This is a genomic window from Pseudomonas sp. B15(2017), assembly GCF_002113215.1.
GTDB lineage: Bacteria > Pseudomonadota > Gammaproteobacteria > Pseudomonadales > Pseudomonadaceae > Aquipseudomonas.
Window position 1 is genome coordinate 185,212 of sequence record NZ_NEJZ01000009.1, and the last position, 21,849, is coordinate 207,060.

A 21,849-nucleotide genomic window follows, 5' to 3' on the forward strand; every position below is an offset into this window, starting at 1 on the left:
GGAGCGGGCTTCAGTCCAGGCCCAGCTTCTTGAGCCTGTAGCGCATCGACCGAAACGACAGACTCAACCGCTGCGCCGCCGCCGTGCGATTCCAGCGGGTTTCCTCCAGCGCCTGCAAAATCAGTTTGCGCTCTACGCTCTCAAGATAGTCTTCGAGGTTGTCGATCTGGGTGAGATCGGCAATACCGCCTTCGGCGGTGCCGTTGCCTTCGATCAGACGTAGATCTTCGGCCTCGATCATGCGGTTTTCACACAGGGTGTGCGCCCGCTCAAGCACGTTCTCCAGTTCCCTCACGTTGCCAGGGAAACGGTAGTTTTTCAGCGCTTCAAGGGCATGAGGATGGAGCCGTGCCGCCGGTTGCCCGGTGCCACTGGCCAGGCGCTTGAGCATATGGCCGGCCAGCGCTTCGATGTCCTCGCGACGCTCGCGCAGAGACGGTACACGCAACTCGATCACGTTCAGCCGGTAATACAGGTCCTGACGGAAACGCTCGGCAGCCACTTCCGCGTCGAGGTCCTTGTGCGTCGCACAGAGGATGCGCACATCGACCACGGTTTCCTGCTGGCCGCCGACGCTGCGCACGGCTTTTTCCTGGATCGCCCGCAGCAGCTTGACCTGCATCGGCAGCGGCAGATCCGCCACTTCATCGAGAAACAGCGTGCCGCCATGGGCCGCCTGGAACAGCCCCGGTTTATCCTCCACTGCGCCGCTGAAACTGCCTTTGCGATGGCCGAAAAATTCGCTTTCCATCAACTCTGAAGGAATCGCCCCACAGTTCACCGGCACAAACGGCTGGCTGGCGCGCGGGCCCTGTTCATGAATCAGACGGGCCACCAGCTCCTTGCCGCTGCCGGACTCGCCGCTGATATAGACCGGTGCCTGGCTGCGGGCCAGTTTGTCGATCTGTTTGCGCAAGTTGCGCATCGGCGGTGAGTCGCCAAGCAACCGCCGGTCGATCGAAGTGCAGACATTGCCTGGCGCCGGCATGCGCAACGCCGAGCCGACCAGCTCGCGCAGGCGCGTCAGGTCCACCGGTTTGGTCAGGAAGTCGAAGGCCCCGGCCTTCAGAGCGTTGATCGCCGTTTCCAGGCTGCCGTAGGCGGTGATCATCGCGACCGGCAGTTGTGGATAACGTTGCTGAATGTGCTGCACCAGCTCCAGGCCGGTGCCGTCGGGCAGGCGCATGTCGGTCAGGCACAGAGCGAAGGTTTCGCGGTGCAGCAGCGCCTGAGCTTCTGCGAGATTGCGTGCGCTGAAGGTGTCGAGTTTCATCCGTCCCAGGGTGATTTCCAGGAGTTCGCGGATATCCGGCTCGTCGTCGACGATGAGGATTTTTTGCCGTGGGCTCGTGTTCAACTTTGTTTCCGTCCGTGAGCAAAGGTGATGCGAAAGCAGCCGCCGCCTTGGCGTGATTTGAAGTCTAGGCGCGCTTGATTGCTTTCGCACAGCTCACGGGACAGATAAAGCCCAAGGCCGGTGCCCTGGCTGCTGGTGGTAAAAAACGGTTCGAACAGGTGAGCCTGCTGATCCAGCGGCACGCCAGGGCCATTGTCCTGCACCTCGAGCACGGCCAGCGTGCTTTCGGGGTCGATCAGCAGCGTCAGCCAGACCTCGGCCGGATCGTGCAAAAGGGCGCTGTGGCGCCAGCCGTTGCGTAACAGATTGTCGAGAATCTGCATGAGCTGGCCAGGATCCATCAGCGTGCGAAAATCCCCCGGACCGATGTGCAGGTGAATGTGCTGGCGCTCGCCGGCCTGTTCGCGGCTCTCGTTGACGAACTGCTCCAGCCACGGCTTGAGATCCAGCCGTTGCGGTGCGCTCTGCTGGCGGCGGGACAGTTGCAGGACGTTTTCGATGACTCGGTTCATGCGTTGGGAGTGGTCTTGAATGATCTGCGTCAGACGCCGATCCGCGCCGTCGAGTTCCTCGGATTCCCGCAACAGCTGCGCGGCATGACTGATGGCCCCCAGCGGATTGCGGATTTCATGGGCGATACCGGCGGTCAGCCGGCCCAGCGCGGCGAGTTTCAATTGCTGGGCCTGCTGGGCGATCTGTGCGAGGTCTTCGAGAAATACCAGGGTCTGGCGGTTCGGACTCTGTTCCAGAGCAATGAAGCTCGGTTGCAGCTCCACGCCGTTGCCGCCGATCTTCAGGCTTTGCGGGCGCAGCGTCGGGTTGTTCAGCCACAGTTGCAGGCGCTCGACCAATGCGCTCGAGTACTCGTCGATCAACTCGCCTTCAAGGTGTGCCTGGCCCAGCAGGGTCTTGGCGCTGTGGTTGGCCAGTTGCACCCGGCGCTGTTCGTCGAGCACCAGAATGCCGGTGCGCATGCGTTGCAGGATCAATGCGTTGAGGGCTTCCAGCCCCACGACTTCGCTGGCGCGCTGTTCGGCCAGGTTCTCGCTGACCTCCAGACGGCGCATCAATCCTTGCACCAGCAATGACGCCGCGAAGCACAGGGCGCCGAGTGTGCCGGCCTGGAGATAATCGTTGGCGCTCAGGGGATGGCTGAAACTCAGCAGAAAGCTGAGCCCGACGATGCCGAGGGTGGCGATGGCGGCGATCAGCAAACCAATGCGTCGTCGCAGTAAGGTATTGCTGATCGCCACCGAGACAATCAGCAAATTACCGATCGCGCTGGCCACGCCGCCCGCCGCATAGAACACGCCGCACAGCAGCAGGATGTCGACCAGTGCCAGGCCGAACAACTGGGCGGGGCGGCGGATGTTCTCGAGGAACACCACCAGCAGGATGTTCAGCACCAGGTACAACCAGCTGCCATTGCGCAGCCACTCGTCGTTGGTCGAGTTCAGCAGGCGGTTGTCCATGTTGCTGGAGATCAGCAACACCAGGGTGATGCCGACACTCAAACGGTACAGATGATAGAGGCGCAGCAGTCGCTGGGCCTGTTTGCTGTCGGCGTTGTCGGCCTCAGCGATCACTGGAGCCTGGGCCTTGCTCAAGGTGAGCCTGGCTGCAATACCACTGTTGTTGAAGATTCAGCGCGCGGTCGCGGGGCAGGTGCACGCCGCAATGGGCGCAACGCACCATCGGCGCGGCATCCTGTTCGCGAGGTGATCGGGCGGACGAGGCGGGGGCATTGAATTTGCGCCACAACCAGACAGCGGCGGCGATCAAGGCAATCCAGAACAGTAAACGAAGCATGATGGGCGGCTTTTCGGCTAATGATTCGGCAGTTTAGCCAAGGACCCGACGAGCGCACAGCCCAATCACACGCCGCAATAAAAAGGGAGATCCGAAGATCTCCCTTTTTGGCATCAACGACGTGATCAGTCGAACAGACCGAAGGTCAGGTAGCTGAAGATGGAACGGTCGCTGTCGCTCGACTCCGGTTCCGGCTCTTCGATCACGTCGCCGTTTTCGTCTTTCGGCTTGAGCTCGTTCGGGATCGCGTCTTTCGCATCCTGGAACTGCTTCTGCACGTCCTGGTTGGCGCGGGTTTCTCCCGGCGGCAGCGGCGGACGGGATTCGATCAGGCCCAGCGTGGCCTTGCTCAGGAACGAGCGGTTGTCTGCTTCGGCAACGCGAGGTACGAACTGGCCGTCCTGCAGGCTCGGATGGTTCGGGTAGTTGAGCTTCAGGGTTTCCAGGCTGGTGGCCGCCAGTTCGTCCAGATGCAGACGCTGATAGGCTTCGGTCATCACCGCCAGGCCGTCACCGACCGATGGGGTTTCCTGGAAGTTTTCCACTACATAACGACCACGGTTGGCAGCGGCGACATAGGCCTGACGGGTCAGATAGTAGTCGGCCACGTGGATTTCGTAGGCGGCCAGCAGGTTGCGCAGGTAGATCATGCGCTGCTTGGCGTCCGGCGCGTAGCGGCTGTTCGGGTAGCGGCTGGTCAGCTGGGCGAACTCGTTGTAGGAGTCACGGGCGGCACCCGGGTCACGCTTGGTCATGTCCAGCGGCAGGAAGCGCGCCAGCAGGCCGACGTCCTGGTCGAACGAAGTCAGGCCCTTCAGGTAGTAGGCGTAATCCACGTTCGGGTGCTGCGGATGCAGACGAATGAAACGCTCGGCAGCGGACTTTGCAGCTTCCGGCTCGGCGTTCTTGTAGTTGGCGTAGATCAGCTCCAACTGCGCCTGATCGGCATAGCGACCGAACGGATAACGCGACTCCAGGGCCTTCAGCTTGGCTGTGGCGCTGGTGTAGCTGTTGTTATCCAGGTCCTGTTGAGCCTGCTGGTACAGCTCGGCTTCACTCAGGTTTTCGTCTACGACTTCCTTCGATGAGCAAGCAGCGGTCAATGCGAGGATGGCGATCAGCAGCAGGTGTTTCACTTGCATGGCGGCTTGCGTCCCTATGACGGCCGCTGTCTTGGGCGGGGCCGTCCTGTTATGATGAGCGCCCCGTTGAAAAGCCCCGGGGCAAAAGACGCCGTATTTAACCACAAGCGCGCAGCCGAAACCAAAGGCTGTAGCCGACGCCCAGTCCGAGCATGTCCGATAAAATTGAACTTCGCGCAGAGGTGCCGTCCGAATTGGGCGGCCAACGCCTCGATCAAGTCGCCGCCCAACTCTTCGCCGAGCACTCGCGCTCGCGCCTTTCCGCCTGGATCAAAGAAGGTCGCCTGACTGTGGACGGGGCGGTCATCCGCCCGCGCGACATCGTTCATGGCGGTGCCATCCTTGAGCTGACTGCCGAGCAGGAGGCCCAGGGTGAATGGGTCGCTCAGGACATCGAACTCGACATCGTCTATGAAGACGACGACATTCTGGTGATCAACAAGCCTGCCGGCCTGGTGGTGCACCCGGCCGCCGGTCACGCTGATGGCACCTTGCTCAACGCCTTGCTGCACCACGTGCCGGACATCATCAATGTCCCGCGCGCCGGTATCGTGCATCGTCTGGACAAGGACACCACCGGTCTGATGGTGGTGGCCAAGACCATTCAGGCGCAGACCAAACTGGTCGCCCAGCTGCAAAACCGCAGCGTCAGCCGGATCTACGAGTGCATCGTGATCGGCGTGGTCACCGCCGGCGGCAAGATCAATGCCCCGATCGGCCGTCACGGCCAGCAGCGTCAGCGCATGGCGGTGATGGAAGGCGGCAAGCCTGCCGTCAGCCACTACCGCGTGCTGGAGCGCTTCCGTTCCCACACTCATGTACGGGTGAAGCTGGAAACCGGTCGTACTCACCAGATTCGCGTACATATGGCACACATCAACTTCCCGTTGGTCGGTGACCCGGCGTACGGCGGTCGTTTCCGCATTCCGCCGGCTGCGAGCCAGACCATGGTCGAATCCCTAAAGCACTTCCCGCGTCAGGCCCTGCACGCGCGGTTCCTCGAGCTGGATCACCCGACCACCGGTGAACGCATGAGCTGGGAATCGCCGCTTCCGGAAGATCTGGTGTGGTTGCTGACCCTGCTCAAGCAGGATCGCGAGGCATTCGTCGGATGAACTGGCTGACGCCGGACTGGCCCGCGCCGGCCAGCGTCAAGGCCTGTGTCACCACCCGCGAGGGCGGCGTCAGCGAGGCGCCGTTCGACAGCCTCAACCTGGGCGATCACGTCGATGACCGCCCGGAGGCCGTCGCCGAAAACCGTCGGCGCCTGACCGAACACTTCTCCATAAAACCTGCCTGGTTGCAGCAAGTGCACGGGATTGTCGTGGCGCATGCGGACCCGTCCGTGGTGGCCACGGCGGATGCCAGCTGGACCGCAACACCCGGCATCGCTTGTGCAGCGATGACTGCCGATTGCCTGCCGGCGCTTTTCTGCAATCGTGCCGGTACTCGCGTGGCGGCGGCGCACGCGGGCTGGCGTGGTTTGGCGGCTGGCGTGCTGGAAGCCACACTGGACAGTCTGGATGTTGCCGCTGAGGACATTCTGGTCTGGCTCGGCCCGGCCATCGGCCCGCAAGCCTTCGAAGTCGGCCCGGAAGTCCGGGAAGTCTTCATCAATCAATTGCCTGAAGCCGAGACAGCCTTTGTCCCGAGCCACAACGCCGGCAAGTTCATGGCTGACATCTATAAGCTGGCGCGGCTGCGTCTGGCGGTTCGCGGTGTCACTGCTGTTTATGGCGGCGGTTTCTGTACCGTGACCGATCCGCGCTTCTTCTCTTATCGCCGTGCATCGCGCACTGGTCGCTTCGCCTCCCTCGTTTGGCTCGAGTCGCCCGACGCCCGCTAAGCTTGTCTGATCTGCATCAACTCCCTGGCGCTTGAATCTTCCAGAATCGACCGCATCTATAGCGGTATCTGGCAGGTTTCTTTATTCAGGATGGTTTTTTAGGTCCGGCCTGCTCAAAAGGAAGGTGACCCATGCGTATAGACCGTTTAACCAGCAAGTTACAGTTGGCGTTGTCCGATGCCCAATCCCTGGCTGTCGGCCACGATCATCCGGCCATTGAGCCGACACATTTGATGCAAGCGATGCTGGAACAGCAGGGTGGTTCGATCAAACCCCTGTTGATGCAGGTGGGCTTCGACGTCAACAGCTTGCGTAAAGAGCTGACCAAAGAGCTCGATCAATTACCGAAAATCCAGAATCCGACCGGCGACGTCAACATGTCGCAGGACTTGGCGCGCCTGCTCAACCAGGCCGATCGCCTGGCTCAGCAGAAGGGCGACCAGTTCATTTCCAGCGAGCTGGTGCTGCTCGCCGCGATGGACGAGAACAGCAAGCTCGGCAAGTTGCTGCTCGGCCAGGGCGTGAGCAAAAAAGCGCTGGAGAATGCAATCAACAACCTGCGCGGTGGCGAAGCGGTCAATGACGCCAACCACGAAGAGTCGCGTCAGGCGCTGGACAAGTACACCGTCGACCTGACCAAGCGCGCCGAGGAAGGCAAGCTTGACCCGGTGATCGGCCGTGACGACGAGATCCGCCGCACCATTCAGGTTCTGCAACGCCGCACCAAGAACAACCCGGTGCTGATCGGCGAACCTGGCGTGGGTAAAACCGCGATTGCCGAAGGTCTGGCCCAGCGCATCATCAACGGCGAAGTGCCGGATGGTCTGCGCGGCAAGCGTCTGCTGTCCCTGGATATGGGGGCGCTGATTGCCGGTGCCAAGTATCGCGGCGAGTTTGAAGAACGCCTGAAAGCGCTGCTCAACGAGCTGTCGAAGCAGGAAGGGCAGATCATTCTGTTCATCGACGAACTGCACACCATGGTCGGCGCCGGCAAGGGCGAAGGCTCGATGGATGCCGGCAATATGCTCAAACCGGCCCTGGCCCGTGGCGAGCTGCATTGCGTCGGCGCGACCACGCTCAACGAGTACCGCCAATATATAGAGAAGGACGCAGCCCTCGAACGACGCTTCCAGAAAGTGCTGGTGGACGAGCCGAGCGAAGAAGACACCATCGCGATCCTGCGTGGCCTCAAGGAGCGTTACGAGGTTCACCACAAAGTGGCGATCACCGACGGTGCGATCATTGCTGCAGCCAGGCTCAGCCATCGCTACATCACGGACCGGCAGTTGCCGGACAAGGCGATCGACCTGATCGACGAAGCGGCCAGCCGCATCCGCATGGAGATCGACTCCAAGCCGGAAGTGCTGGATCGTCTGGAGCGGCGCCTGATTCAGCTGAAGGTGGAATCCCAGGCCCTGAAGAAAGAAAGCGACGACGCGGCGAAGAAACGTCTGGAGAAACTTCAGGAAGAAATCGATCGCCACGAGCGTGAGTACTCGGATCTGGAAGAAATCTGGAACTCGGAAAAAGCCGAGGTACAAGGTTCTGCACAGATTCAGCAGAAGATCGAACAGGCCCGTCAGGAACTGGAAGCCGCGCGCCGCAAAGGCGACCTGAACCGCATGGCGGAGTTGCAGTACGGGGTGATCCCGGATCTGGAACGCAGCCTGCAGATGGTCGACCAGCACGGCAAGAGCGAGAACCAGTTGCTGCGCAGCAAGGTGACCGAAGAGGAAATCGCCGAAGTCGTTTCGAAGTGGACCGGTATTCCCGTGTCGAAAATGCTCGAAGGCGAGCGCGACAAGCTGATGAAGATGGAAAGCCTGTTGCACCAACGCGTGATCGGCCAGGACGAAGCGGTGGTCGCGGTGGCCAACGCGGTGCGGCGTTCCCGTGCCGGGTTGTCCGACCCGAACCGCCCGAGCGGCTCGTTCATGTTCCTCGGCCCGACCGGTGTCGGTAAAACCGAGCTGTGCAAGGCGCTGGCCGAATTCCTCTTCGATACTGAAGAGGCGATGGTGCGGATCGATATGTCCGAGTTCATGGAGAAACATTCCGTGGCACGGCTGATCGGTGCACCACCGGGCTACGTCGGTTACGAAGAGGGCGGTTATCTGACCGAAGCGGTACGGCGCAAGCCTTACTCGGTGATCCTGCTGGACGAAGTCGAGAAGGCGCACCCGGATGTGTTCAACATCCTGCTGCAAGTGCTGGAGGATGGTCGTCTGACCGACAGTCACGGTCGTACGGTGGATTTCCGCAATACCGTGATCGTCATGACCTCCAACCTCGGTTCGATGCAGATTCAGGAGCTGGTCGGCGATCGTGAAGCACAACGGGCAGCAGTGATGGATGCGATTTCCACCCACTTCCGTCCGGAGTTCATCAACCGGGTCGACGAAGTGGTGATCTTCGAGCCATTGGCGCGGGATCAGATCGCGGGCATTACCGAGATCCAGCTGGGCCGTCTGCGCAGTCGTCTCGCCGAGCGCGAGCTGAAGCTGGAGCTGAGCCCGGAAGCGATGGACAAGCTGATTGCGGTCGGTTACGACCCGGTCTATGGCGCACGGCCGTTGAAGCGGGCGATCCAGCGCTGGATCGAGAACCCGTTGGCGCAGTTGATTCTGTCGGGACGCTTCATGCCAGGGGAGACCGCGACCGGCGTCGTGGAGAACGACGAGATCACGTTCAACTGACACCTGCCGGTGGTGAAGTAAGTAAGGCCTCGCACAGCGAGGCCTTTTTTTTCGCCAGGCTGTTGAACTCAAAGGAAAAGGCTTGTAAAGTGCGCCCCGCAGTCAGTCACCAACACGGTTTCAGCTCACTGGGCAGAAATCTGAAATAAGTTGCAAATCATTAACTTGAAAGCAATTTAGGGGGTTGACAGAGGTGTTCTAGGTTGTAGAATAGCGCGCCTCAGACACACGAACGCAGCGATGCGAAAACGATGTCGAGAAGCTGCAAGTTTCACCGTTGTAAATTGAAATATGTAGTTCCGTGATAGCTCAGTCGGTAGAGCAAATGACTGTTAATCATTGGGTCCCAGGTTCGAGTCCTGGTCACGGAGCCAATTTCAAACCGGGGTATAGCGCAGTCCGGTAGCGCGCCTGCTTTGGGAGCAGGATGTCAGGAGTTCGAATCCCCTTACCCCGACCATTTTTGGGTCGTTAGCTCAGTTGGTAGAGCAGTTGGCTTTTAACCAATTGGTCGTAGGTTCGAATCCCACACGACCCACCATTTTTGAAACCAGTTTGCGCTGGGATCGAATCTTAAGATCAGAGGCCAAAAGCGCTGATCGAAGAAGGCGATCTTTGAAAGGTCGCCTTTTTTTTACCGGGGTATAGCGCAGTCCGGTAGCGCGCCTGCTTTGGGAGCAGGATGTCGGGAGTTCGAATCCCCCTACCCCGACCATATTGAAAATCCTCGTATCGAAAGATACGGGGATTTTTTTTGGCCTCCGGAAATGTTTCATTCAAGTCATCGTACAACTTGCCGATAGCCCGCTAACAAAAGGGGGCTGCCATTGATCGTCCCTTGAATCCGGCCAAGACAAGAAAAAGGGCGTTCGTCATGTTGCTTCGTCAGTTGAATATTGCTCCCCGTGCCGCCCTGGGCTTTGCCCTGATCGCGGTGCTGGTGGCGTTGCTCGGGGTGTTTGCGCTGGGGCAGATGTCGAGCATCCGCGACAGCGAAGTGGCAGTGGAGACGCAGTGGCTGCCGAGCATTCGTGGTGGCGACGAGATTCGCGAGATCATGTTGCGCATTCGCACCATTTCTCTGCGCATGGCGCTGGATCAGGATCCGGCCAACATCGCCACGTACCGCAGCCAGATGGACACCCGCGACAAGGAACTGAGCGAGAAAATCGCCGCTTACGACCGACTGGTGACTACTCCGGAAGGCCAGCAGTTATACGATCAGTTCAAGAAAACCTTCGCCGCCTACCGTGCCGGGATCGCCCAGTCGTTCACGCTGGCCGAGCAAGGCAAGCGCGATGAGCTGACCAAGTTGCTGCTGGTCGACATGAAAACCGTGGTCGACGGCTCTGGCAAACAACTTAATGACCTGGCAGACCTGTTCACCCGGCAGGTCGCTGCCGAAAGCCAGAACTCTGCCGCCCACTACGAAACCTCGCGCACCATCGTGAGCTTATTCATCGCTCTGGCGGCATTGGCCACCGTCGCCCTGGCCATGTTGCTCACCCGCAGTATCGTTCACCCCCTGAGCTCCGCTGTCGACGCTGCTGAACACGTCGCCAGAGGCGATCTGACCCGTCCGATCGAAACCCACGGTAACGATGAAGTCAGCCGTCTGCTCAAGGCGTTGGCGACCATGCAGCAGAACCTGCGCGAAACCCTGCAGGGCATCAGCGGTTCGGCCACGCAATTGGCGACAGCTTCCGACGAACTGAGCGCGGTCACCCATGACAGCACGCAAGGGTTGCAACAGCAGAACAACGAAATCGAACAGGCCGCCACCGCCGTCAACGAGATGACCACGGCGGTCGAGGAAGTTGCCCGCAATGCGGTGTCGACCTCCGACGCCACCCGTCAGTCCAGCGAATCGGCGCAGTTGGGTCAGGAGCGGGTCAGTGAAACTGCTGGCGCCATCAACGCCTTGGCCAGCGAAGTCGAACACACTGGCGAGCTGGTGCAATCACTGGCCAATCAGTCTCAGAACATCGGCAAAGTGCTGGACGTGATCCGGGCGATCGCCGAACAGACCAACCTGCTGGCGCTCAACGCCGCCATCGAAGCAGCGCGGGCCGGGGAGAGCGGGCGCGGGTTTGCGGTGGTCGCCGACGAAGTCCGGGCGCTGGCTTATCGCACTCAGCAATCGACCCAGGAAATCGAGCAGATGGTGCAGGGCATGCGTAATGGCTCGAGCCTGGCGCTGGAGTCAATGAAGGCCAGTGCCTCGCGCGCTGCCACCACGCTGGTGCTGGCCGAGCGGGCCGGTCAAGCGTTGCAGACGATCACCGCCTCGGTACACGAAATCCACGAGCGCAATCTGGTGATCGCCAGCGCCGCTGAAGAACAGGCGCAGGTGGCGCGGGAAGTGGACCGCAATCTGGTGAACATTCGCGATCTGTCGGTGCGTTCGGCGGCTGGCGCCGATCAAACCAACGCGTCGAGCCATGAGCTGTCGCAACTGGCCAATGCGTTGCAGGGCATGGTGCGACGCTTCCAGTTGTAATCATGCAGGTGTGAAAAAGCCGCGCTTCTCGTCAGAGAAAGCGCGGCTTTGATTTGTCGGGCACTCGAAAAATCAGGCACCGTCCTGGTCTTTCAGATGTTCGAACAGACCTTTCGGCATTTTCTTGCCATTGGCTTCGAAGTTGGCTTTGACGTTGTTGTACGCCTCTTGCTCGTCGATGAAGCCGTCGTGGTTGGTGTCGATCTTGTCGAAGTCGGACTTCGGCGCGACTTTCAGGAACTCGGCGCGCGAAACCTTGCCGTCGCCATCGGTGTCGGTCTTGGCCATCGACGCATCGCCGCATTTGCCTTCACCGCATTTGCCTTCCGGGGTTTTCACCGAGGTCTCGGCCGAGGCGACCATGTAGCCCTGAGCCAGCGGTTGCGCAGCGAACACCGAGCCGGACAGCATCAGGCCGCCGGCCAGTACGGCACCGACCAGGCCAAGGGAGTTTTTGCCGATTTTCGAAGTACGGGACATTGCATTCTCCTTCGGTTGCACAGCGCAACCACACGTTAAGGGCGATCAAGCCGGAGCAGGTGTGCTCGGGTGTGGCCATTAGGCGATGGCGGTGTATCGCGTCTGTGTCGAGGAGCGGGGCGTTTGTAAGCGAAGGTGGGGAAAGCGGGGGCAGATACAGTAAAAGACAAAACACCGCGGGAGCGAGTCAGCCCCCGCGGTGTTTTTACATCAGTGCAGCTTCAGGCGCGGCTCGGTGCCGCGTCCGATCTTGCTGCCCAGCATCAGCATCGCCGTGCGGAACGGCCCGTACAGCGCCATCTGGTGCATGCGGTACAGCGACACGTAAAACATCCGCGCCAGCCAGCCTTCGAGCATTACGCTGCCGGTCAGGTTGCCCATCAAGTTACCCACAGCCGAAAAACGCGACAGCGAAATCAGCGAGCCGTAGTCGGTGTACTTATACTCCGGCAGGGTCTTGCCTTCGATGCGCAGTTTCAGCGATTTGGCCAACAGCGACGCCTGTTGATGCGCAGCCTGGGCCCGTGGCGGAACGTTGCGATCCGAGCCTGGTTGCGGACAGGCGGCGCAGTCACCGAAGGCGAAAATGTTTTCGTCACGGGTGGTTTGCAGTGTCGGCAGCACTTGCAGCTGATTGATGCGGTTGGTTTCCAGGCCGTCGATGTCCTTGAGGAAACCCGGTGCGCGGATCCCGGCGGCCCAGACTTTCAGGCTCGCCTTGATCTCGTTGCCATCGGCGGTGATCAGGCTGTCGGCAGTGACCTGGCTGACCGAAGCGTTGGTCATCACGTTGACCCCGAGTTTCTCCAGAGTCTTGTGCACCGGCCCACTGATGCGCTCCGGCAACGCTGGCAGCACCCGCGGCCCGGCTTCGATCAGGGTGATGTGCATGTTTTCCGGTTTGATCCGGTCAAGACCATAAGCCGCCAGTTCATGGGCAGCGTTGTGCAGTTCGGCCGCCAGTTCGACGCCCGTGGCGCCCGCGCCGACGATGGCCACGCTGATCTGCTGGACCGTATCGGTCTGCCCGGCGTGGGCACGCAGATAGTGATTGAGCAGTTGCTGATGGAAACGCTCGGCCTGTTTGCGGGTGTCGAGGAACAGGCAGTGTTGCGCAGCGCCCTGGGTGCCGAAATCGTTGGTGGTGCTGCCGACCGAAATCACCAGCGAGTCATACGGCACTTCCCGCGCCGGTACCAGTTCCACGCCGTTTTCGTCGTACGTGGCAGCGAGCTGGATCTTTTTCTGCTCACGGTCAAGCCCGCTCATGCGCCCCAGCTGGAACTCGAAGTGGTTCCATTTGGCCTGGGCGACATAGTTGAGTTCGTCTTCGGAAGAGTTCAGCGATCCGGCGGCCACTTCGTGCAGCAGCGGTTTCCAGATGTGCGTGAGGTTCGCGTCGACCAGCATGATGCTGGCAGTGCCGCGTTTGCCCAGAGTCTTACCCAGACGGGTAGCCAACTCCAGACCGCCGGCGCCGCCGCCGACAATGACAATACGATGGGACATGGGGATAGCTCGCAAGGTTTTTAAAGGAAATCGGTGCGGTTACCCGAGCGAGCGCGATGCTGCTCATAGCGTCAGGTAACTGATAAATCGGCTCAACAGGCCCAGACCAATGGTCACTGCCAGCACCAGCACCAGGAGCATCCATGGCCGGAATGGCCGGCGCTCGACACGGTGTTGGGACAACTGCAGGTACTCTTCGACATGCTTCTGGTCTTCGGGGTTCAGGCGGCTGGTCATAAAGGCCTCGTCAGGTAGACGTTACTGAATGAGAACACGCTACAGCGGTTTTCAACCGGGATTGAACGCAGCATAGCCACTGTCCGGAACCGGTTCGACAGACACACCGTCCCCGAGGCGAATGATCCCGCTTTGTAACACTCGCGCGGTGATTCCGCCATGCCCGCGCACGGCCTGGAACGTCCCCGGGCCGAGGTTGTTCTGCAGGCGCGCGCACGGCTGGCACCAGCCCGTGGTTTCGAAAATCGCCTGACCGATGCGAAAGCGCCGCCCCTTGAGGCTGAACAGGTTGATCCCGCTTATAACGAGATTGCGCCGCAGATCTTCAGGCGTGACCGGTTGTTCGGCCGACCGGCCCATCAGGGCGCTGATCACGGCCAGATGCTCCCACTGAATCAGCGTCACCTGCCGCGCATTGCGCACCCCGGGACGAGCGTGATCGCCAGTGAGCCCGGCTTCAAGCCGCGCCTCCACCGCATCGAGTGCGAGCATCGGCCCCCGTGACTCGGGGCGCACGCCAATCCAGCGCACGCAACCGGTCTGCGGGACATCGGCAATCAATTGTTGAAGTGGCGTCACAGGCTGATCCCGACATCGAACACGATGCTGCGCCCCAGGTTACCGCGCAGAAAATCCGGGGCATCGGGGTGGGCGAACAGCACCCGGGCAAATGTCGGCCCGACCAGCGACAGCGAGCGCCAGCCCTGACGCAAATATTCGGTGGGCGGCGGAAAGTGGCTGTTCAGGTCGAGCACTTCGCGTTTGAGGCTGGCGAAGGCAATGATGTCCAGCTCGCCCAGGTCCATGCCGCGTTCCTTGTAGTTGTGCGCTTTCTTGCGCAAGGTCGGCGCCAGTCTCAGCAGAAATTCATTGGCCGGAATCCGCCGCGGCTTGGCTTCACGCCGCACCAGTTGGCTGAGGGAAAACGCACTGCGCCGACGTTGCAGCTCATCGCGCCATTCGTCGTTGAGCCGACGGCCCTCGTCGAGGACGAAAAATACCTCGAAGTTGGCGTCGCGAAACAAAACGTCCGGCGGTTCCCCGGCAGGCGCGAACTCGTCTGCGCGATAGGGAATGTTCAAGCCTTGCAGCAGGCGCTGGCAGACCCAACGCTCACGCTCCCATTTGCGGGCATTGGACAGGAAAGCGTTGGCTTGCTCGGCCGCGATGGTCAGCAGGCGTAAATAATCTGAGTCATCCATAAGCCCAAGCTTAGCGTTCAATTGCGACAAGCAGAAAGCGTTCGCGCAGCAAAGTGCATCAGTGGGCACTCGGTAGGGGCGGTGTAGACTGATGGCTCCGTTTATCAACGTCGAATGAAAGGGGCTGAATGTGAAATTTCGCTGGCTGTTGTTGTTCGCTGTCGTTCCGTTGTGGGCCCATGCGCTGGAAATCGGTGAGCGACTGGCACCCTGGACGTTGCTGGATCAGTACGATCAGCCGTTTACTCTCGATAACCGCACTACGACGCTGTTGGTGGCGCGGGACATGGACGGCGCGAAACTGCTCAAGCAAGCCATGGCCGATCAGCCCAAGGGCTATCTGGAAGCGCGGCATGCGGTGTTTGTCGCCGATATCCAGCGCATGCCGGCGCTGATCGCGAAGATGTTCGCCGTTCCGGCCATGCGTGACTACAGCTATCGAGTGTTGCTTGATCGCGAAAGTCGCGTGGCCTCGCGCTACCCCGGGGCTGAAGGCGCGGTGCTCTGGTTGCAACTCAAGGACGGACGCTTGCTGGCCCGGCATGAATACACCCAGGCGGCTGAACTGCGTGAGGCACTGGAGCAGGCTCGCCCATGATCGGCGCCGAGCTGCTGTCGTCTGCGAGCCTGCTGCTGGGATGGCTGATTTACCTGCCGGTGCTGCTCTGGGCGATTGCACGCGCACCGTGGGTCGAGTTGTTCAGTGACAACCGACGTCAGCATTTGCTGTTCGGTACGGTGTTCGCGTTGTTTCTGCTGTGGCTGGTGCGCAGGGATTTCGATACCGGCGTGTCTTACCACTTCATTGGCATGACGGCAGTGACGCTGCTGCTGGACTGGCCGCTGGCAATTGTCGGGGCACTGGTGGCGCAGCTGGGGCTGGTGCTGTTGGGGCGTCAGGATCTGGTGGCCGTCGGGGTCAACGGTGCCTTGCTGATTCTGCTCCCGGTGTTGATTACCGAATGCGTGGCGATCCTGGTCGAGCGCGCCCAGCCGCGCAATCCGTTCGTGTACATCTTTTGTTCCGGCTTTTTCGCCGCCGCGCTGTCGGCGTTGTTCTGCCTGTCGCTGAGCCTGACGCTGCTCTGGTACGACGGCCTGTTTGCGATGCCCGAATGGCTGGAAGACTTCATCGGTTACCTGTGGTTGCTGATTTTTCCCGAAGCCTTCATCAACGGCATGGTGGTCAGCGCGCTGGTGGTGTTCTGCCCGGAATGGCTGGAGACCTTCAACCGCACCCGCTACCTTTCGGCGCCCTGGAAGGACGACGATCCCAAGTCTTGATCCACATCAAATCCACCCGGTGCGCGGCATTTCATGCTCGGCCAAATTCCTTCAGGAGCAGCGGCATGAGCGTGTACGAGTGGGCGAGGCAGGAAACCCGGCAGAGTCTGGAGATGGCGCAGGAGGTGGGGTTCGATCCGGGCCTGAGCCTGCGCGCCTTGCTCAGTGCGGTGGTGCAGCAGAGCAAGGCGGTGCGTAACGCCGAAGACCTGGCCGACGAGTTGCGTTTTCTGGCGGAAAACCTCGACGACGATCAGGACTATGGCTTCATGCGGCCCTGAACGGGATCAGTGACGCGGGTCGAAATCGCCGGAAAACAGTTCGTCCTCGGCATCCGGGGCCACCGGAATCTTGTGTTCTTCCGACGCCCAGGCGCCGAGGTCGATCAGCTTGCAGCGGTCCGAGCAGAACGGACGGTATTGGTTTTGCGGGGTGAATTCCACGGGCGCGCCGCAAGTCGGGCAGTTGACGGTTGGGGTCTGGCTCATGATTGGCCTCCGGATAAAGTCAGGTAAAAGTGATGCAGGCGCTCGACCTCGCTGTGCAGCCAGGCGAGGTCGCGGTCGTTGACCACCACGTCATCGGCACGGCTGACGCGGTCTTCGCGGCTTAATTGGGCCTTGAGGATCGCCTGGACCTGCTGTTCGCTGGTCTGGTCACGCTGCAAGGTCCGTTCGATCTGCAATTGTTGCGGGGCGTCGATGACCAGGATTCGCTGGGTCATCGCGTATTGCCCGGATTCGATCAGCAGCGGCGAGACCAGAATCGAGTAAGGCGATTGTGCCTGCGCCAGATGATGGGCGATTTCCTCGGCGATCAGCGGATGCAGCAGGGCTTCGAGCCAGCGTCGTTGCTCCGGCACTTCAAAAATCAATTTGCGCAGGGCCGCACGATCCAGCGTGCCGTCGGCCTGCAACACCTCCGGGCCGAAGTGCTCGGCGATCTTCGCCAACGCCGGGCGGCCCGGTTCGACCACCCAGCGCGCCGCGTGATCGGCGTCCACCACGTGAACACCAAGATCGATGAAGTGCTGGGCGGCGGCGCTTTTGCCGCTGCCGATGCCACCGGTCAGGCCGAGAATCCAGGGTTTTTCCACAGGGCTATTCATTTCAAACCGACAAACTGCCAATAGAAGCCGGTTATTTGACCACCCCAGAGCAAGGCAATCCAGCCGGCAATTGCCAGATACGGGCCGAAGGGGATCGGGGTCGAGGTTTTCTGGTCGCGCAGTTTGAGCAAAATCACCCCGAGCACGGCGCCCACTAGTGAGGACAGGAGGATGGTCAGCGGCAGAATCTGCCAGCCGCCCCACGCTCCGAGCAGTGCCAGCAACTTGAAATCGCCGTGGCCGATGCCGTCCTTGCCGGTAATCAGCTTGAACAGCCAGAACACCGACCACAGCGCCATATAGCCCAGCACCGCCCCCCAGAGTGCGTCGTGCAGCGATACGAACAGCTCGAAGCTGTTGACGATCAGCCCCAGCCACAGCAGTGGCAGCACCAGTACGTCAGGCAGCAACTGGTGCTCGATATCGATCAGGCTCATGGCCAACAGGCCCCAGGTCAGCACGATCAGCAGGCACGCCGGCCAGCCGAAATCCAGGTGCCAGGCGATGAATGCCGAGAGCAGGCCGCAGGCCAGTTCGGTCAGCGGGTAACGCTTGCTGATCGGTGTGCTGCAACTCGAGCAGCGCCCGCGCAGGAACACGTAACTCAATACAGGAATGTTTTCCCATGCGCGGATCCGGTGGCCGCAATGGGGGCATTGCGAGTGCGGCAGCATCAGATTGTAGGTGGGCAACGACGTTTCGCCGGGCAGTCCCAGAACATCGTGAGCCTGCTGGCGCCATTCGCGTTCAAGCATTTTTGGCAGGCGCCAGACCAACACGTTGAGAAAACTGCCGACCACCAGCCCGAGCAGCAAGGCGGTGAAAACAAAGGCCAGCGGATACAGACTGAAGAGTTCGTCGATAGGCATGTCAGATCGCTGAGCCGAGTTGGAAGATCGGCAGGTACATCGCCACCACCAGACCGCCGACGATCACCCCCAGCACCACCATGATGAACGGCTCCATCAGGCTGGTGAGGTTGTCGACCATATTGTCCACTTCGTCCTCATAGAAGCCCGCGACCTTGTCGAGCATCTCGTCCAGTGCGCCGGATTCCTCGCCGATGGCGGTCATCTGCACCGCCATGTTCGGAAAGATGCCGGTGGCGCGCATCGAGAAATTCAGTTGCATGCCGGTGGAAACGTCCTGGCGGATGCGCAGCACGGCGCGCTTGAACACCACGTTGCCGGTGGCCCCGGCCACCGAATCCAGCGCTTCCACCAACGGCACGCCGGCCGCGAAGGTGGTCGACAGGGTCCGGGCGAACCGCGCCACGGCGGACTTGTACATCAGGGTGCCCACCAGCGGCAGCTTGAGAAACCAGGCGTCGCGCCGGTCGCGCAAGGCCTGGGATTTTTTCAGGGCATGGCGGGTGCCGAAAAAAACGGCCACCAGCAAACCGAGAATCGCCCACCACCATTGCTGCATGAATTCGGACAGGCTGATGACCATCAGCGTGAACGCCGGCAGCTCGGCACCGAAGCCGGAGAACACCGACTGAAACTGAGGCACCACCTTGATCAGCAGAATCCCGGTGACCACCGCCGCCACCAGCACTACGGCCGTGGGGTAGGTCATGGCCTTCTTGATCTTGGCCTTGAGGCTTTCGCTCTTTTCCTTGTAGGTCGCAACCCGTTCCAGCAGGGTGTCGAGGGCGCCGGACTGCTCGCCGGCATCCACCAGGTTGCAGTACAACTCGTCGAAATGTTGCGGCTTCCTGCGCAGTGCGGCGGCAAAGCTGTTACCGGCGGCGACCTCCTGTTTCACCTCGTCCACCAGTTTGCGCATGGCCGGGTTTTCGAAGCCTTCGCCAATGATGTCGAACGACTGCAACAGTGGTACGCCGGCCTTCATCATGGTCGCCATCTGCCGGGTGAACAGGGCAATGTCCTGGGCCTTGATGCGTTTGCCGAAGCTCAGCAGCGAGGCGGATTTCTTGCGCACCTTGCCGGGGTTGATGCCCTGCTTGCGCAATTGGGCCTTGACCAGTGCGGGGTTCTGGCCGCTCAACTCGCCGGTCACCTTGCTGCCTTTGCGGTCCGTGCCTTCCCAGGCGTAGACGCTGATTTTCGCTGCCTTGACCGCCATGTTCAGTCCTTGGTGACCCGGTTGATTTCTTCAAGGCTGGTAATGCCTTGCATGGCCTTGATCAGGCCCGAGGTGCGCAGGTCGTTGAAGCCGTCCCGGCGCATCTGGGTATCGATTTCCAGTGAGTTGCCTTCGGCCATGATCAGCCGTTGCAGCTCGGGAGTGTTCTTCACCACTTCATAAATCCCCACGCGACCCTTGTACCCGCCGTTGCAGTGATCGCAACCGGAGGGCTCATAGATCGTGAAATGGCCGACGCGTTCCTCGGGGAAGCCTTCCTTGATCAGTGTCTCGCGGGGGATCTCGATGGGTTTCTTGCAATGGCTGCAGAGTTTTCGCGCCAGCCGCTGGGCAATGATCAGGCTCACCGACGTTGCGATGTTGAAGCCGGGAATGCCCATGTTGTGCAGGCGGGTCAGCGTTTCCGCCGCGCTGTTGGTGTGTAGGGTGGACAACACGAGGTGCCCGGTCTGGGCAGCCTTGATCGCAATTTCGGCGGTCTCGAGGTCGCGGATCTCGCCGACCATGATCACGTCCGGGTCCTGGCGCAGGAACGAGCGCAGGGCTTGGGCAAAGTCCATCCCCTGACGTGGGTTGACGTTGACCTGGTTGATGCCTTCCATGTTGATCTCCACCGGGTCTTCAGCAGTGGAGATGTTGATGTCGACGGTATTGAGGATATTCAGCCCGGTGTACAGCGAAACGGTCTTGCCCGACCCCGTGGGGCCGGTCACCAGAATCATGCCTTGCGGCTGCTTGAGGGCGGCCATGTACAGGTCTTTCTGCTCCGGCTCGTAGCCGAGGGCATCGATGCCGATCTGGGCGCTGGACGGGTCGAGGATCCGCATCACCACTTTCTCGCCCCATAGGGTGGGCAGGGTGTTGACCCGGAAATCGATCGATTTGCTCTTCGACAGACGCATCTTGATCCGCCCGTCCTGGGGTTTGCGCCGTTCCGAAATGTCCAGGCTGGCCATGACTTTCAGGCGTGCGGCAATGCGCCCGGCCAGTTGAATCGGCGGCTTGGCCACCTCCCGCAGAATGCCGTCGGTGCGCACCCGCACGCGGTAGTTCTTTTCGTAAGGCTCGAAGTGCAGGTCGGACGAGCCGCTCTTGATCGCATCGAGCAGCATCTTGTGAACGAAGCGCACCACCGGGGCATCGTCCGCGTCGATTCCGCCGAGCGTGTCCTGCTTGCTGTCGTCGACCGACTCGATGTCCAGCCCGTCGAGATCGACATCGGCCATCTCCTCCAGGCCGGTGGCGTGGGTGTCGAAGAACTTTTCGATAGCGTCGGTGAGCTTGTCGTCCTCGACCAGAATGGCTTCGGTGCTCAGCCCGGTGCTGAACTGAATGTCATTGATCGCCTGATGATTGCTCGGGTCGGAAATCCCCACGAACAGTTTGTTGCCGCGCCGCCAGAGGGGCAGGGCGTGGTGCTGGCGCACCAGTTTTTCACTGACCAGGCCCTTGGGCTGGGTTTCCTTGTCGAGGCAATTGAGGTCGAGAAATGCCATGCCGAAATGCTCCGAGGCAATCTCGGCGACCTGCCAGCTCTTCACCAGTTTGTTCTGCACCAGGTAACTGACCAGCGACAGCCGATTGCGCTGCGCCTGTTGCCAGGCTTGCTGGGCACTCTTTTCCGTGAGCAATTCGGCCTTGACCAGCTGTTTGGCCAGACCGCTCAGAGCGATGTCATTCATGGGGTTTCCACGTGCTTGCCGTTCATGACTTATAGCCTAGTCAAGTGACAGCGCCAAACACGCGGGGTGCAGGTGACAAAAAGTGTCAGATAGTGCGGTTTCGGGTTGTAGGAATCGGCACGTCAGCCGGATGGCGCCCCGTGGGCGGGGGCTGCGAGCGCTTGGCACGGGCTGTGCTGAGACCTGTTCAGATCATGAGATTCCGACTCATGCATGGAGCGTGTCTATGAAGAAACAACAAGGTTTCACTCTGATCGAGCTGCTGATCGTTGTGGCGATCATCGGGATTCTGGCGACGATTGCCTTGCCGCAGTACTCCAAATATCAGGCGCGGTCGAAGGTAACGGCGGGGCTGGCGGAAATCTCGGCGATGAAGGTCCCGTATGAGGACGTCATCAATGCCGGTACTGCACCTACTACGGCAAACACCGGGCCTGGCGGTGCTGCTGCCACTAGTAACTGCACGTTGGCTGTAACTGGTACTGCATCAACTGGTGCCGGGACAATTGTGTGCACATTGATCAACGCGCCGGCTCCCGTGCTGAGTAAGACCATTACCTTGACCCGTGACGCGACTACAGGTTGGACTTGCACCAGCACTGCTGCGCAGGAATACCTGCCTAAACAATGCACAGGAGCTTGATCCAATCAATGTGACATCACGCCCCGCCAAACCGGCGGGGTTTTTCTTTGCACGAAAATATCTACTGGATTCATGGTCTTAAGCCGCCAGCTATTGTCTGCAAGTTGCATGCAGTTAAATCACCAGTCATGCAATATGCATGATTTCGAAAAAATCTTTATTTCATAACTATTTGATTTATATAGTTTTATTCTGTACTTCAAAGTTGGCACAGCGTTCGCAATATCTCCAGTAACCCTGCTGAC

22 protein-coding genes and 4 tRNA genes are annotated in these 21,849 nt (G+C 60.4%); 12 read left to right on the top strand and 14 right to left on the bottom strand.

Annotated elements, in window-relative coordinates:
- Positions 1-10: 10 nt before the first annotated feature.
- The 4 genes from CAF73_RS15455 to CAF73_RS15470 all read right to left on the bottom strand — a co-directional run bounded on the left by CAF73_RS15455 (position 11) and on the right by CAF73_RS15470 (position 4,308).
- Entirely contained in the window at positions 11-1,357 is a 1,347-nt protein-coding gene (locus tag CAF73_RS15455) for a sigma-54 dependent transcriptional regulator (RefSeq protein WP_085697522.1), read from the bottom strand.
- Entirely contained in the window at positions 1,354-2,943 is a 1,590-nt protein-coding gene (locus tag CAF73_RS15460) for an ATP-binding protein (protein ID WP_085703167.1), read from the bottom strand. The genes CAF73_RS15455 and CAF73_RS15460 overlap by 4 nt, the downstream gene beginning before the upstream one ends.
- The gene (locus CAF73_RS15465; protein ID WP_085703168.1) at positions 2,933-3,166 is read right to left on the bottom strand and encodes a PP0621 family protein; all 234 of its coding nucleotides are present in this window, start codon (positions 3,164-3,166) and stop codon (positions 2,933-2,935) included. Before CAF73_RS15465 ends, CAF73_RS15460 begins: the two co-directional genes overlap by 11 nt.
- Before the next feature lie 125 nt (positions 3,167-3,291).
- Positions 3,292-4,308: an outer membrane protein assembly factor BamD gene (locus CAF73_RS15470; protein WP_085697519.1), complete on the bottom strand. Its 1,017-nt coding sequence runs from the start codon at positions 4,306-4,308 to the stop codon at positions 3,292-3,294.
- 152 nt (positions 4,309-4,460) lie between these two features.
- Here CAF73_RS15470 and rluD point away from each other — a divergent pair, with 152 nt between their 5' ends.
- The 8 genes from rluD (at position 4,461) to CAF73_RS15510 (ending at position 11,350) form a co-directional block, all read left to right on the top strand.
- Positions 4,461-5,423 (top strand): 23S rRNA pseudouridine(1911/1915/1917) synthase RluD, encoded by a 963-nt coding sequence (rluD, locus tag CAF73_RS15475; RefSeq protein ID WP_085703169.1) that lies wholly within the window; start codon positions 4,461-4,463, stop codon positions 5,421-5,423.
- Entirely contained in the window at positions 5,420-6,154 is a 735-nt protein-coding gene (gene pgeF / locus CAF73_RS15480; protein ID WP_085703170.1) for a peptidoglycan editing factor PgeF, read from the top strand. The genes rluD and pgeF overlap by 4 nt, the downstream gene beginning before the upstream one ends.
- Positions 6,155-6,285: 131 nt before the next feature.
- A complete protein-coding gene (gene clpB, locus CAF73_RS15485; RefSeq protein ID WP_085697517.1) occupies positions 6,286-8,850 on the top strand; it encodes an ATP-dependent chaperone ClpB in 2,565 nt (854 codons plus the stop codon).
- A gap of 298 nt (positions 8,851-9,148) precedes the next feature.
- A tRNA-Asn gene (locus CAF73_RS15490) sits at positions 9,149-9,224 on the top strand.
- Positions 9,225-9,233: 9 nt separating this feature from the next.
- Positions 9,234-9,310, top strand: a tRNA-Pro gene (locus CAF73_RS15495).
- A 5-nt stretch (positions 9,311-9,315) separates the two neighbouring features.
- Positions 9,316-9,391: transfer RNA gene (locus CAF73_RS15500), tRNA-Lys, on the top strand.
- 97 nt (positions 9,392-9,488) lie between these two features.
- Positions 9,489-9,565, top strand: a tRNA-Pro gene (locus CAF73_RS15505).
- A 159-nt stretch (positions 9,566-9,724) separates the two neighbouring features.
- Complete coding sequence (locus CAF73_RS15510; RefSeq protein WP_085703171.1) at positions 9,725-11,350, top strand: methyl-accepting chemotaxis protein; 1,626 nt, start codon at positions 9,725-9,727, stop codon at positions 11,348-11,350.
- Positions 11,351-11,422: 72 nt separating this feature from the next.
- Here CAF73_RS15510 and CAF73_RS15515 read toward each other — a convergent pair whose 3' ends face one another.
- From CAF73_RS15515 to CAF73_RS15535, 5 genes are all read right to left on the bottom strand, one after another.
- Entirely contained in the window at positions 11,423-11,830 is a 408-nt protein-coding gene (locus tag CAF73_RS15515) for a hypothetical protein (protein WP_007959573.1), read from the bottom strand.
- 210 nt (positions 11,831-12,040) lie between these two features.
- On the bottom strand, positions 12,041-13,339 hold the full coding sequence (locus CAF73_RS15520; RefSeq protein WP_085703172.1) for an NAD(P)/FAD-dependent oxidoreductase: 1,299 nt from the start codon (positions 13,337-13,339) through the stop codon (positions 12,041-12,043).
- Between the two features lie 63 nt (positions 13,340-13,402).
- Positions 13,403-13,576 carry a DUF3094 domain-containing protein gene (locus tag CAF73_RS15525; protein ID WP_007909875.1) on the bottom strand — a complete coding sequence of 58 codons (174 nt, stop codon included), beginning with the start codon at positions 13,574-13,576 and terminating at the stop codon, positions 13,403-13,405.
- Positions 13,577-13,627: 51 nt separating this feature from the next.
- Positions 13,628-14,155, bottom strand: coding sequence for an MOSC domain-containing protein (locus tag CAF73_RS15530; protein ID WP_085703173.1), 528 nt, complete (start codon positions 14,153-14,155; stop codon positions 13,628-13,630).
- Positions 14,152-14,778: a DUF1780 domain-containing protein gene (locus CAF73_RS15535; protein WP_007959580.1), complete on the bottom strand. Its 627-nt coding sequence runs from the start codon at positions 14,776-14,778 to the stop codon at positions 14,152-14,154. The genes CAF73_RS15530 and CAF73_RS15535 overlap by 4 nt, the downstream gene beginning before the upstream one ends.
- Before the next feature lie 130 nt (positions 14,779-14,908).
- On the opposite strand from CAF73_RS15535, the gene CAF73_RS15540 reads away from it, so the two are divergent.
- The 3 genes from CAF73_RS15540 (at position 14,909) to CAF73_RS15550 (ending at position 16,343) form a co-directional block, all read left to right on the top strand.
- Positions 14,909-15,376 carry an FAD/FMN-containing dehydrogenase gene (locus tag CAF73_RS15540; RefSeq protein WP_085697513.1) on the top strand — a complete coding sequence of 156 codons (468 nt, stop codon included), beginning with the start codon at positions 14,909-14,911 and terminating at the stop codon, positions 15,374-15,376.
- Positions 15,373-16,062 (top strand): energy-coupling factor ABC transporter permease, encoded by a 690-nt coding sequence (locus tag CAF73_RS15545; RefSeq protein WP_085703174.1) that lies wholly within the window; start codon positions 15,373-15,375, stop codon positions 16,060-16,062. Before CAF73_RS15540 ends, CAF73_RS15545 begins: the two co-directional genes overlap by 4 nt.
- Positions 16,063-16,127: 65 nt before the next feature.
- Positions 16,128-16,343: a hypothetical protein gene (locus CAF73_RS15550; protein WP_007959584.1), complete on the top strand. Its 216-nt coding sequence runs from the start codon at positions 16,128-16,130 to the stop codon at positions 16,341-16,343.
- Between the two features lie 6 nt (positions 16,344-16,349).
- Here the strand turns inward: CAF73_RS15550 and yacG are convergent, their stop codons facing one another.
- The 5 genes from yacG to pilB are packed head-to-tail and all read right to left on the bottom strand — an operon-like array spanning position 16,350 to position 20,961.
- Positions 16,350-16,550 carry a DNA gyrase inhibitor YacG gene (yacG, locus tag CAF73_RS15555; protein WP_085703175.1) on the bottom strand — a complete coding sequence of 67 codons (201 nt, stop codon included), beginning with the start codon at positions 16,548-16,550 and terminating at the stop codon, positions 16,350-16,352.
- On the bottom strand, positions 16,547-17,170 hold the full coding sequence (gene coaE / locus CAF73_RS15560; protein ID WP_085703176.1) for a dephospho-CoA kinase: 624 nt from the start codon (positions 17,168-17,170) through the stop codon (positions 16,547-16,549). Before coaE ends, yacG begins: the two co-directional genes overlap by 4 nt.
- Positions 17,167-18,039 carry an A24 family peptidase gene (locus CAF73_RS15565; RefSeq protein WP_085703177.1) on the bottom strand — a complete coding sequence of 291 codons (873 nt, stop codon included), beginning with the start codon at positions 18,037-18,039 and terminating at the stop codon, positions 17,167-17,169. The genes coaE and CAF73_RS15565 overlap by 4 nt, the downstream gene beginning before the upstream one ends.
- Before the next feature lies 1 nt (position 18,040).
- The gene (locus CAF73_RS15570) at positions 18,041-19,258 is read right to left on the bottom strand and encodes a type II secretion system F family protein (protein ID WP_085703178.1); all 1,218 of its coding nucleotides are present in this window, start codon (positions 19,256-19,258) and stop codon (positions 18,041-18,043) included.
- 2 nt (positions 19,259-19,260) lie between these two features.
- Positions 19,261-20,961, bottom strand: a complete 1,701-nt coding sequence (gene pilB, locus CAF73_RS15575; RefSeq protein ID WP_085697507.1) for a type IV-A pilus assembly ATPase PilB — start codon at positions 20,959-20,961, stop codon at positions 19,261-19,263.
- A gap of 226 nt (positions 20,962-21,187) precedes the next feature.
- On the opposite strand from pilB, the gene CAF73_RS15580 reads away from it, so the two are divergent.
- Positions 21,188-21,604, top strand: a complete 417-nt coding sequence (locus CAF73_RS15580) for a pilin (RefSeq protein WP_085703179.1) — start codon at positions 21,188-21,190, stop codon at positions 21,602-21,604.
- Positions 21,605-21,849: the final 245 nt, after the last annotated feature.

Bases quoted from the DNA above. Each gene is read 5' to 3' on its own strand.
- CAF73_RS15515 (WP_007959573.1), bottom strand. From the start codon at position 11,830: ATGTCCCGTACTTCGAAAATCGGCAAAAACTCCCTTGGCCTGGTCGGT.
- CAF73_RS15545 (WP_085703174.1), top strand. From the start codon at position 15,373: ATGATCGGCGCCGAGCTGCTGTCGTCTGCGAGCCTGCTGCTGGGATGG.
- CAF73_RS15520 (WP_085703172.1), bottom strand. From the start codon at position 13,339: ATGTCCCATCGTATTGTCATTGTCGGCGGCGGCGCCGGCGGTCTGGAG.
- clpB (WP_085697517.1), top strand. From the start codon at position 6,286: ATGCGTATAGACCGTTTAACCAGCAAGTTACAGTTGGCGTTGTCCGAT.
- CAF73_RS15465 (WP_085703168.1), bottom strand. From the start codon at position 3,166: ATGCTTCGTTTACTGTTCTGGATTGCCTTGATCGCCGCCGCTGTCTGG.
- pgeF (WP_085703170.1), top strand. From the start codon at position 5,420: ATGAACTGGCTGACGCCGGACTGGCCCGCGCCGGCCAGCGTCAAGGCC.
- rluD (WP_085703169.1), top strand. From the start codon at position 4,461: ATGTCCGATAAAATTGAACTTCGCGCAGAGGTGCCGTCCGAATTGGGC.
- CAF73_RS15570 (WP_085703178.1), bottom strand. From the start codon at position 19,258: ATGGCGGTCAAGGCAGCGAAAATCAGCGTCTACGCCTGGGAAGGCACG.
- CAF73_RS15565 (WP_085703177.1), bottom strand. From the start codon at position 18,039: ATGCCTATCGACGAACTCTTCAGTCTGTATCCGCTGGCCTTTGTTTTC.
- pilB (WP_085697507.1), bottom strand. From the start codon at position 20,961: ATGAATGACATCGCTCTGAGCGGTCTGGCCAAACAGCTGGTCAAGGCC.
- CAF73_RS15470 (WP_085697519.1), bottom strand. From the start codon at position 4,308: ATGCAAGTGAAACACCTGCTGCTGATCGCCATCCTCGCATTGACCGCT.
- yacG (WP_085703175.1), bottom strand. From the start codon at position 16,550: ATGAGCCAGACCCCAACCGTCAACTGCCCGACTTGCGGCGCGCCCGTG.
- CAF73_RS15525 (WP_007909875.1), bottom strand. From the start codon at position 13,576: ATGACCAGCCGCCTGAACCCCGAAGACCAGAAGCATGTCGAAGAGTAC.
- CAF73_RS15580 (WP_085703179.1), top strand. From the start codon at position 21,188: ATGAAGAAACAACAAGGTTTCACTCTGATCGAGCTGCTGATCGTTGTG.
- CAF73_RS15535 (WP_007959580.1), bottom strand. From the start codon at position 14,778: ATGGATGACTCAGATTATTTACGCCTGCTGACCATCGCGGCCGAGCAA.
- coaE (WP_085703176.1), bottom strand. From the start codon at position 17,170: ATGAATAGCCCTGTGGAAAAACCCTGGATTCTCGGCCTGACCGGTGGC.
- CAF73_RS15510 (WP_085703171.1), top strand. From the start codon at position 9,725: ATGTTGCTTCGTCAGTTGAATATTGCTCCCCGTGCCGCCCTGGGCTTT.
- CAF73_RS15550 (WP_007959584.1), top strand. From the start codon at position 16,128: ATGAGCGTGTACGAGTGGGCGAGGCAGGAAACCCGGCAGAGTCTGGAG.